This window comes from Paraburkholderia sp. 31.1 (genome assembly GCF_014397645.1).
Taxonomy (GTDB): Bacteria; Pseudomonadota; Gammaproteobacteria; order Burkholderiales; family Burkholderiaceae; genus Paraburkholderia; species Paraburkholderia tuberum.
The window spans coordinates 1-10962 of sequence record NZ_VZQN01000088.1; the positions used below are offsets into that span (position 1 = coordinate 1).

The following is a 10962-nucleotide window of genomic DNA, read 5'->3' on the forward strand; positions in this document are numbered from 1 at the left end:
CGGCCAGTCTGCGTCTGGTCGTAGCAGGCGACCACGCAAACTGGCCGTAGACAACGGGTAAGGAGATTCACTTCGCATGGCGAAATTTTATCTCGAACAGGGCTTGACTTCTGATTCCCCATAGAAGGGGCGTTCATTGGCGCGAACTGCCGGCTCTCGATCATTAGTGAGCCTGATCCGCGTTCGTCGAAGCGACGGACTGTCGGGGTTCGGATACCCGGGTGTTGCGAGCGATGGCTCTAACGTAACCAGGCCTATTCGCCCGAGGGCGCCGTGTGGCCAAGCACGCCGGCGGCCGCCAGTACCGCCAGCATGGCGACGGCTTCGACGGCCAGCAGACGGTCGAAGCCGCGTTGCGCGTCAGGGTAAGCGGGACCGCCATCTGCCGTCGCGGCCTGCGAGCGCGGCAAGTGGATTATCCGGTTGTAGCCGCCCAGCAGCACCGCCAGCGTGACGCACACGAACTTAAACGCGAGGGGCGTCCATACGGTACGCTGAGTAACGGGGCAGTGAGGTGGGCCGTATCCTGCGTCACGTTATAAATGGGTTCCGTGTCGTTCACCGGGGAGAATTAGCATACCCCTCCACCCTATTTGGCATATACGCTCCTGCGGTATATCGGAGGTCATTCATGAGCCACACCATTCGTGAGAAACAGAAGCTTCTCAACCGGGTCCGCCGCATCAAGGGGCAAGTGGAAGCCATCGAGCGGGCGCTTGAGGAAGAGCGTGGATGCATCGACGTCCTGCAGCAGATAACCAGTTGTCGCGGCGCGATGAATGGCCTGCTGGCGGTAGTGCTCGAGGAGCATATCCGCACGCATCTCGTCGATGCCGAAACCCACAAAGAGCCGGCCGGCAGCGCGACTGACCAGCTCATCGAAGTCGTTCACAGCTATTTCAAGTAGAGCAGCACATGAGTGATTTAAAAGACTCGGCGTTCGACGCAGGACACGACCACCTCTTTCTGGGCGCGGCTCACGAGCAGAACGAGCGCAGGACCTGGGCGGTCATTGCGCTGTGCAGCGCGATGACGCTGATTGAAATCATCGGCGGCAATATGTTTGGCTCACTGGCGCTTGTTGCAGACGGTCTGCACCTGTCGACGCACGCTGGAGCAATGCTGATTGCAGCCCTCGCGTACACATACGCGCGTAAGCATGCTGCCGCCCCCCGCTTCGTTTTCGGTACTGGCAAGCTTGGCGATCTCGCGGGCTTCACGAGTGCCATCGTACTTGCCATGATCGCAGTGCTGATTGGGTACGAGGCTGTGTCGCGCTTTCTGTCGCCAGTATCGATTCATTTCGGCGAAGCGATTCCCATCGCGGTGGTAGGCCTGTTGGTCTACCTGGCGAGCGCGTGGCTGCTCGGCGACCATCACGGGCATGGTTACGAAGACGAGGCGCAGAAGATCTTCGCTCCGTCCTGTGTGTTTGCCGTTTCCATCTTCGAAGATGGCATCATGCGGTGCTCCAGCGCTTTAAGAGGTTGTCCCATGTCACGGTCGAGGTCCAGCCTGCTCAAGCGGTGGCGTGATCCACGATGCTACTGGCGCCACACACTTGTATGCCAGGAAACCTTGCGTTGAGCGTGCATAGGGATTCTGGTCGTAGCCGGTTATTGACCAGCTGAACGCGGTGGTATGCGTGGAACTTCGGGCGGCGACAACAAGCGCTCCCCCCGGGCGAATCTGGCCGGAGTCTCCGACGTACGTCCGACTCTATCTGTTGAAAACACCGTGGGTGCGCGAGCTCGTTCGCGGCCTCTTCAGCACCGTCGCGGGCGCCTGTCGTCAGGTCTCGTCGGCCAATTGACGCAGATCGTGCACAAATGCGTCGACCGGATCGTCGTCCGCACCGATCAGGCGCGCGTGCCCTTTCGCATCGAATATGTAGATCGCCGAGCTATGGGTTACCTCGTATCCACCGTTCGCGCGGGGCTTGTCAGCCTGGTACGCGACGCGATAGCGTTGCGCGAGCGCCTTGATCGCGCTGTCGGAACCGGTCAGGCCGACGTCGTGCTTTGCGTCAAACGCATCGACATACGCATGCATCGCTGCGGGCGTGTCCCGCGCCGGGTCGACACTCACGAACAGGACCTTCACATGCTGTGCGGCGCCGCCCAGTTGATGCGTCACTTGGGCCAGTTTGGCCAGCGTCTCCGGGCATACGTCCGGGCAATGCGTGTAGCCGAAGTACACGAGTGTGACATCACCTGCCAGGTTCGCCTGGCTAATCTGCTTGCCGGCGTCTGAGGTCAGTTCGAAATCCAGATCGGGCAAATGCCCCTGGACGTCCGTGAGCTTCCACGGCTCTTCATGGTGGCAGGCGGCAAGTGAAACAGAGAGCGTTGCGCCGACAACGAGACGCACACAGCGATCAAAGAATGGGGGCATGGATTGGTGCGGCATTGCCGTCGCAAAGATCAGGATTGGGAAGTACAGTCTATTGCGGAGAGCTTTCATTCGTCTGCCCGCGTAGTGCCTCATCCGCTTTACAACTCTCAACGACAAGGCTCCATTCGAGGGCCGTTGCGCCACAGGCTGCGTCACCCGAGCGCGCCGAAATGTCGCGCGTAAGGCGGGAAGCGAAGAGGGAATGCTTAAGGCTACGCTGAACAAGCCGCGGAATCGGCGACGCGTCAGCAATTTGAACGTCGTCAAGTCATGAAGTCGAGCTTGAGCGCATGCTTTTCGGCCCTCCCGGGCCTGCTGGCGGCCACTTTGCCCGCCGTTCGCCCACGATGGGCGTACCGATGCCATCAGTTGCCTACGCGAAAGATAGACGTTCGCCAGTGCAAGCGCGACGAACGCCCGATTAGCGTTCTTTGCCAGCCCGCGATAGCGAACCTTGGTAAATCCCCACAGTCGCTTCACGACCGCGAAGACATGTTCCACCCGGGCGCGAATCTTCGACTTGTTGCCGTTCTTGCCGCGCTGCACCTCGTCGACTTCGCCACCCGCACGGCGGGTGCGCTGATTGGTGAAGTCGCGCGCCCTGGGTGCCTTGCTGTGGATCAGCGCTTTCTGGCTCGCATAGGCGCTATCCACCTTCATTACAAAGGCTTCAACACTACTACGAGCAGCTCCGCCCCTCGCTCCGACATCGGTATTCTTCCTCATGGTGTTTGCCATTTGTCATTCTCCCCTCGCGCCGTGCGCGTGCTGCGCGCCCAAGGCATCACGACGCTGGCCGACGTGCGGATGCCGCGACGACGCCAATGGTGGAAAGCGGTCCCCGGTCTCGGCGCGGCGAATGCGCGCGCGATCGAGCAGTTCTTCGCCGCATGGCCCGCCCTCACCGAAAAGGCCCGCGCGCTGGTGGTGGCAAGCCAGCGTGGTGACATCGTGCCGTGGGAACCCTGCGGCTGCCTCACGAGGTCGATGGCACCAGCGGTACGTTCCGCGCGCCCGTCGCGACCTGTCCGCTGGACGCGTCCAATGACTATGAGGCCGTGCAGACCTGGCTCGCGCTGCAGGAGTCGCCCGCCACGCGGCGCACCTACCGCAAGGAGGCCGAGCGCCTGATCCTGTGGGCGATCGTCGAGCGGGGCCGCGCGCTGTCGTCGCTGACGACCGAAGACGCAATCGCGTACCGGGCGTTCCTGCGGCATCCCTCGCCGCGTGCACGCTGGGTGGGTCCGGTACGGCCGCGTACGTCGCCTGACTGGCGGCCGTTCGACGGCAATCTCTCGGACCGTTCGGTTGCGCACGCGCTGTCGATCGTCGGCGCGCCGTTCCGCTGGCTGATCGAGCAACGCTACGTGCTCGCCAATCCGTTCTCAGGTGTGAAGGTGCGTGGCGGCAACGGCGCAGCGACGCTCAATGCATCGCATGCTTTCACCGAAGGCGAATGGGCGCTCGTGCGCACGAGCGTCGACGGACCCGAGTATCCGGACCGGACTGCGTCCGGCGCACCTTCAACCGGCTGGAGCAAGGCGGCCGCGCGCGACAAACGGTCAGTCGCCGGATCCTGGCGATCGAATCATTCGCGCCGCTTGTCCTGGAGCCGTGATCTTGCGGCTTCAATTGACTGGTGCAATTTCGCCTGTAACTGCTCTCGTGGCGGCAGCACAGTCAGATACTCGCATGCAGTGGCGCAACTGCTTGTCGCTCCAGCCGCGCCCGTATTCGGCGGTAAGCTGACGCGCCAACGATCCGATCACCTGTTGCCCGTACTCCGCGCGGGCGCCCCGCAATACCTCTGCCTCAATACGATGCCCCACCTGCCAGTACAGCAGTGTCAGTTCTGCATTGATCGCAACGGCGGCCCGTTCGCGCGCCGAATCGATCAGCTGTCGGACTTCGTCAAGCAAGGAGGAAGGCGTAAGGTCGTTCATACTTTCATGCTCAGGTGTGCGGCTACCGCCGCGTTAAAACTGCCCGCGGACGGCCCAATCTGTCTTCAAACCCGTCACCGGGGCTTGCGCCGGCGAGTGTCCGAATTGTCTCCGCAGTGCGGAGACAATTACGGATACCTGTTCGGCCTCGCGGCCGTCTCCTCGCCCGGGCGAACCGTCCGCCCCCGGGTCGCATCTCGCGAATGATTGTAGGACGACTGCCCGATGTGACCATTCGCGGCCTCGCTCACCGATCAACGGTGCTGCACTTTCCGTGTCGCCATGTAGGTGTCGAACAGGCCCGCATGCAGCCGGCTGAGCTCCTGGCGCAGCCCGATGAGTTCATGCTGGTCGCCTTCGTGCTCCCGGCGCCGGATCTCTCCGAGCAGGGCCGTCGCGCGCGATGCCGCCTGGTCACGCTGCACGCGCGCCTCACCTAACCTGCCGGCGAGCGCCGGCTTCACCAACAGCAGCCATGCCGGGAACCAGGAATAGTCGTCGACCTCGCCGGTGCCAGGGAATTCGGCATCGAAGCGCCGGCGCAGCGCGTCCAGCGAAGCATCACCCAAGGTGGGCAACAACGCCACGAACCTCGCCGGCGCCAGCCACGCCAGCTGCGCGAGCAGCGGCCACGCCGCATCCAGGCCGGCCGCCCGGTAGCGTGCCTCGGTCATCCACGCAAGCGGTGCCGGGATGCGCGACCAGGACTCAATGGCTTCGACTGCTTCAATCGCAGCCGTCCCGTCGCCCGCCAAAAGCCACAGCGGCACGGCGTGACTGTCCGCGTCGGCGGTACGAAACGGTAGCGATTCAGCCCGCTGAGCAAGCGCTCGCCAGCACGGCGTGAGCCACGACTGAACATTCTGCGCGGGCAGCACCCGCCGGGCGGCAAGTACGACCTCGTCCTCGAGATGCCGGCGTGCGCTGGCCAGCGTCTCGTGATCAGAAAAGGGCGTGGGCGATCCGCGTTCCAGCTCACGAACCAGCACGCTCATCGCTGGGAGCGCGCCATCGTCCGGATATTCGCCGGCGAGCAGCTCCAGTGCCGTTCGCGCCGCCACCGCATCGCGCCGCTGCAGCGGCTCCAGCACGTCGTTACGCAACATGACATCACGGCTGTCGGCGAAAATGTCGAGCTGCTGAATGGTGGGCTGCTGCATGTTCATCCCGCTCAGAAGAGCTGATCGTGAAGAGCGGCCAGATTAGCCCACTTCACCGTGCTGCGGAAGGTGCTGCCGTCTTCGTGCACCGCCGACTCGATGATCATGCGCACGGTCCGCTCGCCATAGCGCAACAGCGCGCCGATCGGCGGACAGACCGGGGCCTTCCGTCTCTTGCGCCGGCGGGTTCTATTTTCCATCCCTCTTTCCCCGCTTGCGGTGCACTACGGTCTTGCTGGCTGGCTCGGGCGTGACACGGGGCGCGCGTGAAGCGCGTGTCGCCACCGGGCGCGCCGGGGTGGAGGCGGACTTCGCGCGGGCTGGGCGGGCGTCGCGTGTATCCGCCTGCCGCAGTGCCGCCAGCTGTTGCTGCAGCGTGACGTTCGTGCCCAGCACGGCATCGAGCCGTCCCTGCAGCACGCCCGCCTGGTGACGCACGTCCCCGAGCTGCGCCTGCAGCGCCTCGACCGCCCGGTGATGGTCCGCCCCGCGACTGTCGGCCCGCTTCACCGCGGCATCGAGGTCCTTCTGCAGCTTCGCGGCCGCACCCCGCTCGCGGTCGATCTCCAGCAGCGCGCGCTTTTCCGATGCTCGCAGGCGCTCTTCGGCGCGTTCCGCGCTCTCGCGCAGCTTCTCGAGATCCCGCGAGAAACCTTCGCGCACCTTGTCCAGTTCACGGTCGCGCACAAGCGCCTCGGCCTTGAGCCGGACCACCTCGGCCTCGCACGCCTGCCGCGCCGCGTGGCCCTCGGCCTGCGCCTTTTCCAGTTCGCGAACCTCGACCTGCGCGGCAAGGAGCGCCGCCGTGCGCTGTTCGAGCGCGGTCTCGACGCGACCCAGTTCGTCGCGGGCAGCAACGACCGACCGTTGCGCCTCAACGCGTTGCGCCTCGACCTCGTCGCGCAGCGCGTCGAGCGCGGCTTCGGCAGAGGCGGTTGCGCGGGTCCAGAGCGCCGCGACCAGTTCGCCGGCAGCCGGCCCCAGATCGGCGGGCAGGTCGGGGTGTTCGATGCGCACCCGGCTCTTTTCGCGCAGTTCGGCCCAGAATTTACCGAGTACCTGGGTCGGCGTGCTCATGCTGCCGCGCTTGACCAGCTGGTAAAGCCGGTTCGCGGTCGGCGTGATCCCGAAGCGGAAGAACAGGAGCGCGCAGACTTCGCGGTACAGCTCGCGGGTCTTCGGGAATTCGCCTTTCAGGCGGTCGATTTCAGCCGAGAGGCGGGTTTCGTCGGGCAGGACGCCCCTCGATGCGCTTGAACTGTCCGCCGACCTCGACGGCCGCGATGGCAGCAACCGGGCGCGCGGGCATTCACAGATCGCCGCCCACGACGACCTGAATGCGGTCCGCGCATGGCTCGCGCGGGTCGCCGACAAAAAGACCACCTTCGAGAATTACCGCAAGGAAGCCGAACGGCTGCTGCTATGGGCGATCGTGCAACTGGGCAAGCCGCTGTCGTCGCTCACGCACGAAGACCTGCAACTCTTCCGGCAATTCCTGAAAGACCCGTTGCCGCACGCGCGCTGGGTCGCCGACGGCGGGCGCAAATACCCGCGCCATGATCCGCGCTGGCGGCCGTTCTACAGGACGCTCCGGCCGAGTAGCCAGTACCAGGCGATGGTGATCATCAACGCGCTGTTCGCGTGGCTCGTCGAAGCCGGCTATCTGGCTGGCAACCCGCCCCGTAGTCGCTGACTATCACCACGCAGTTGCCTGAATGCAGGTCTATGTCACAGTTCGAAGAGTGTCTTGCGAACACACAACTTTGCCTCCCGGCTCCAATAAAAAACCCCCTCCAGAGAGGGGGCGATGAACCGCTCGCGAACCGTGCTTTTCGTATCGGATCAACGCGCCATCAATTTCCCCACAATGAGACTTGCGAGGATCTCTGCGAGCCTTGCCGTCACACCAGCTTGATCGATGTCGGGTCTGCTGTCAGATAGCCGACCGACGCGCCGAAGCGATCCTTGTAATTCGCGCGCACAAGCGGATCGAGCGTGTCCCTGAGCGCCTGCGTATGCTGGCTGCCCCAGTCGCCGGCATGCTGGAAGTTGCTCATGATGTAGGTCCAGCCGTTGAGTTCGTCGACCGCATGCAGACCGGTCGATTCGGCGCCGGCGGGTGTCGACAGCAGACGCGTGAGCTGCTTCGTGTCGACGTTGTACGCCCACAGGTAATTGTTCACGTGGTAGCCGCTGTCCTCGCCGATAAAGAGCGTGCGCAGCTTCTCCGAGAATTTCAGGTTGTCCGGGTTGGCGACCAACTCCGGGTCGGCCTTGTTGCCGAGCGCGTCGGCGGCGATGTCCTTGCCGACCAGCAGCGCGCTGGTGTGCACCGGCACCCACTCGCTGTTGATCGCGGCACCCTGGTTATCCTTCTGGCCGCCCGCGAGCTTGTGCTGAAGCACGCCGCCGGCGTTGATCGCGGCGTCGACGGAAATGTTGCTCTCCGCGTTCCAGCCCTTCGCGTTGCCCTTCACCATCGAGTCGACGATGTTCTGCAAAGCGGAGTACGCGATCTTGTCCTTGATGTTGACCGTCGTCCCTTCCATCTTCGTGAAGCCCATGCTGCCGCCCGCCAGGTAAGCGTAGCGATGGGTTTCGAGGAAAGCCGCAACCTTCTCCTTGCCCGGCATGATCCTGACCCACTGCGCGGTGCCACTGGCGAAGATCTTCCGGTAGTTAGCGTCGGCAGGATCGGTCCACTTGACGTCGATGACGTCCTGCGGCCGATTCGACTTCGCCATGGCCTCGACTTCCGCGCTCGTCGCGTGACCCAGCCTGATCCACGTCAGGTCCGCGCCCGCCGCGGCCGGATCGACCGAGAAGCCCGCGCCCACTTTCGCCACATACAACGTGCCGGCCGACAGGTCCTTCTCGTTGTCCGCCACGAACATGAAGAGGCCGCTGTTGGTCGCGTCGTCGCCCATCAGGACCGTGCGGTTGTCCGGCATCACCTGCACCAGTTCGTGCGAAATGCGCCCGAGGCAATAGTGCTTTCTGACCGAGCCGGTGCCATCCGCCTTGACCGTGATTTCCGGCAGATGACCATAGAGATACGGGTTGAAAGCAATGTTCGTGTTGCCGTACAGGTTATCGTTGAACGCCTTGTACTGCGCCAGATTGCTCGAGCTGGCCGTGAACGCATCCGGCTCGTATTCCTCGCTCGACAGATGCGTGTTCCACGGCGACAGGCTCGCGCCGCAGGTGATCCACAGTCCATTCGCGGGCGACGTGTCGACGTTGTGATACTTGACGAGCGTCAACTTGCCGGTGGCCGGATCCTGATCCAGCGTCAGCACCGCGATCGGCGACGGGAGGCGGCCATACATGTCACTGCCGGACTGCGAGCGCGTCGTGTATTCGAACTGGACCACAGCGAACACCGTGTTGCCCTTTACGCCGGCGACCTTCGCGCCATCGATCTTCAGCAGCGACGTACCGTCCGGCGAGTCCGAAAAGAACTGGCGCCGTTGCGCGGGCACCGAATCGTCGTCGATCGGCTGGTTGTTGATGTCGAAGTACCCGCCTGCCAGCACGGTGCCGCCGTTGCCGTCCGGGACCAGATCGCCGGTCATGAAGAACGGCTGGTACGCGAGTTTGTAAGCCTTTTGGGAGCCGTCGGAATACGAAACCGTCAGGCCTGAGCCGACCGTGGTGGTTGCCATCAGCGACGGATTGGCGAGCGACGGCGCCGGCATGCTGGTGAAAGACGCCGAAGTGAAGTTCGCGACCGGGGTGGCAGGCGTAGTAGGCGTGGTGGAATTGGCCGACGGAGTCGCCAGATCGCCGCCGCAAGCGGTCAGCATCGACGCCGTGGCGATGCCGCCTAGCGGCAGCATCGGCGCACCGGCAAGTAGTTTCAGGGCCTTGCGGCGGGAAATGTCGAACGGCTCTGCCATGTTGTCGTGATCCAGGGTTCGGGTAGCGTGGGTGAATGCACAGCCGGCACGCAGTCAGCCCCAAACCACATGGTTCACGCTCGCGCCGCTATGACGCGAGGATTCTATGAAGTTAATATGAAAGAATATTGACAGGCGTTAGTAATTTTTGAATCAGCCTGGTCAGCCGGCCTGCCCCGCCTCTAGCCCGGGCGGCGAAATTCCTTTTCGACCCAGGCCACGGCGCTCGCCTTGCTGAGCTTGAAGCTGGGCGCGACCTGCACTTGCGCCAACTGCTCGCCGAAGGTGTCGAGCGCGGTCAGCAGCGCGTACGGTTCGATGTCGTCCGCAACGATGTCCAGCGTGATGTCGAGTTCGTCGTTACCGTCCGCGCTCGCCACCCGCACTTCTTTATGGAGTTGCGCACGCAGTTGCTGCTCATGGCGGCGCAGGACTTCTGAGGCGGTCTTCACCAGCGTGTTGCACGCCGACGTGTCGAGGGGTTTCGGATCCTTCTTGTTGCGGCCCATCGTCCACGGCCCGACGAGCGCCGGTTCCGCTTCGCCGTCCTTGATCATTTCGACGGCCCAGCCTTCGTCGTCTTCGTTCTTGATGACGCGCGCGGTCCAGCCGTCGTCGCGCCACAGACGTGCTTCGTGCACGGCTTCGCCTAATCCGGCCGAGCCTTCCGTCGTGGGATCAGCAGCGGTGTCGGACGATGGAACGGGTGTATGCAACGCTGCACGTTTGGCGTCGACACGAAGCCCAGTGCGAATGGCTTTTGCGCTTTACTTTTCCGTCCGGCGGACCGGTTCTGTTGCAATAAGGCGGTCGCCTATGATGTGCGGAACAGATGAACGACTGAAAGCTTGATGAAGACTCTGAATCCGACCGTTGCCCGCGTGCTCAAACGCCTGCATTACCCGCTTGATGTCATCCTGACTTGTGTTCGCTGGTATGTGGCCTATCTGCTTAGCCTGCGAAATCTCGAAGAAATGATGGCCAAGCGAGGCATCTCAGTGGATCATTCAACCGTGCACCGTTGGGCGCTCAAGCTGCTGCCGGTGCTGGAAAAAGCGTTTCGCCGCCACAAACGCCCCGTGTGCAAGAGCTGGCGCGTCGACGAGACCTACATCAAGGTCAAGGGCCAATGGAAATACCTGTATCGCGCCGTCAACAAGGCCGGCAACACCATCGACTTTCTGTTACGGGCCCATCGGGATAAGACTGCGGCGCGGCGGTAATTCGAAAAGTCGATGGCCCTGAATGGCGAACCCGAGACTGTGACGATCGACAAAAGCGGCGCCAATATGGCTGCGTTGCAAGCCATCAACGCCGAGCGCGAAACGCCCATCAAGATCCGGCAGACGAAGTACTTGAACAATATCATCGAACAGGACCACCGCGCGATTAAACAGCGTACCCGCTCCATGCTCGGGTTCAAGAATTTCCGGTGCGCACGCATGGCAGTCTCAAGAGTCAAGTGCAACGTTTAGCTAATCCAGCCTTCTCTAACTCTTTAGCCATTGCTTCCTCGGGGGAGTCCCAGCCGAGCGTCTGGCGAGGCCGCCCGTTGAGCAATTTGGC

The 10962-nt window shown here is 63.1% G+C and carries 8 protein-coding genes and 6 pseudogenes; 5 read left to right on the plus strand and 9 right to left on the minus strand.

What is annotated here, in order from left to right:
- Positions 1 to 254: 254 nt before the first annotated feature.
- Positions 255 to 464: pseudogene (locus tag F6X37_RS34370) on the minus strand (hypothetical protein); the annotation flags it as partial.
- A gap of 167 nt (positions 465 to 631) precedes the next feature.
- On the opposite strand from F6X37_RS34370, the gene F6X37_RS34375 reads away from it, so the two are divergent.
- Positions 632 to 907 carry a metal/formaldehyde-sensitive transcriptional repressor gene (locus tag F6X37_RS34375; protein WP_187614476.1) on the plus strand — a complete coding sequence of 92 codons (276 nt, stop codon included), beginning with the start codon at positions 632 to 634 and terminating at the stop codon, positions 905 to 907.
- Positions 908 to 915: 8 nt separating this feature from the next.
- Positions 916 to 1461: pseudogene (locus F6X37_RS34380) on the plus strand (cation diffusion facilitator family transporter); the annotation flags it as partial.
- A gap of 330 nt (positions 1462 to 1791) precedes the next feature.
- Here F6X37_RS34380 and F6X37_RS34385 read toward each other — a convergent pair.
- Both F6X37_RS34385 and F6X37_RS34390 read right to left on the minus strand, forming a co-directional pair.
- Complete coding sequence (locus F6X37_RS34385) at positions 1792 to 2394, minus strand: SCO family protein (RefSeq protein WP_187614481.1); 603 nt, start codon at positions 2392 to 2394, stop codon at positions 1792 to 1794.
- Positions 2395 to 2751: 357 nt separating this feature from the next.
- Positions 2752 to 3045 (minus strand): annotated as a pseudogene (locus F6X37_RS34390) (transposase); the annotation flags it as partial.
- 96 nt (positions 3046 to 3141) lie between these two features.
- Between F6X37_RS34390 and F6X37_RS34395 the strand changes: the two are divergent.
- A pseudogene (locus tag F6X37_RS34395) lies at positions 3142 to 3956 on the plus strand (phage integrase family protein); the annotation flags it as partial.
- Positions 3957 to 4022: 66 nt separating this feature from the next.
- Here the strand turns inward: F6X37_RS34395 and F6X37_RS34400 are convergent.
- The 4 genes from F6X37_RS34400 to F6X37_RS34415 all read right to left on the minus strand — a co-directional run bounded on the left by F6X37_RS34400 (position 4023) and on the right by F6X37_RS34415 (position 6787).
- A complete protein-coding gene (locus F6X37_RS34400; RefSeq protein WP_187614482.1) occupies positions 4023 to 4337 on the minus strand; it encodes a DUF1016 N-terminal domain-containing protein in 315 nt (104 codons plus the stop codon).
- 254 nt (positions 4338 to 4591) lie between these two features.
- Positions 4592 to 5503, minus strand: a complete 912-nt coding sequence (locus tag F6X37_RS34405) for a hypothetical protein (protein WP_187614477.1) — start codon at positions 5501 to 5503, stop codon at positions 4592 to 4594.
- Between the two features lie 5 nt (positions 5504 to 5508).
- A complete protein-coding gene (locus tag F6X37_RS34410) occupies positions 5509 to 5697 on the minus strand; it encodes a hypothetical protein (protein WP_187614478.1) in 189 nt (62 codons plus the stop codon).
- Positions 5687 to 6787 (minus strand): DNA-binding protein, encoded by a 1101-nt coding sequence (locus F6X37_RS34415; protein ID WP_410451520.1) that lies wholly within the window; start codon positions 6785 to 6787, stop codon positions 5687 to 5689. The genes F6X37_RS34410 and F6X37_RS34415 overlap by 11 nt, the downstream gene beginning before the upstream one ends.
- On the opposite strand from F6X37_RS34415, the pseudogene F6X37_RS34420 reads away from it, so the two are divergent.
- Positions 6702 to 7175: pseudogene (locus tag F6X37_RS34420) on the plus strand (integrase); the annotation flags it as partial. The gene F6X37_RS34415 and the pseudogene F6X37_RS34420 overlap by 86 nt on opposite strands.
- Positions 7176 to 7398: 223 nt before the next feature.
- On the opposite strand, the gene F6X37_RS34425 reads toward F6X37_RS34420, so the two are convergent.
- Together F6X37_RS34425 and F6X37_RS34430 are read right to left on the minus strand one after the other, a co-directional pair.
- A complete protein-coding gene (locus F6X37_RS34425; protein WP_187614479.1) occupies positions 7399 to 9396 on the minus strand; it encodes a PhoX family protein in 1998 nt (665 codons plus the stop codon).
- Positions 9397 to 9578: 182 nt separating this feature from the next.
- Positions 9579 to 10112 (minus strand): hypothetical protein, encoded by a 534-nt coding sequence (locus F6X37_RS34430; protein WP_187614480.1) that lies wholly within the window; start codon positions 10110 to 10112, stop codon positions 9579 to 9581.
- A 135-nt stretch (positions 10113 to 10247) separates the two neighbouring features.
- Between F6X37_RS34430 and F6X37_RS34435 the strand changes: the two are divergent.
- Positions 10248 to 10859, plus strand: a pseudogene (locus F6X37_RS34435) (IS6 family transposase); the annotation flags it as partial.
- Between the last annotated feature and the right edge of the window lie 103 nt (positions 10860 to 10962).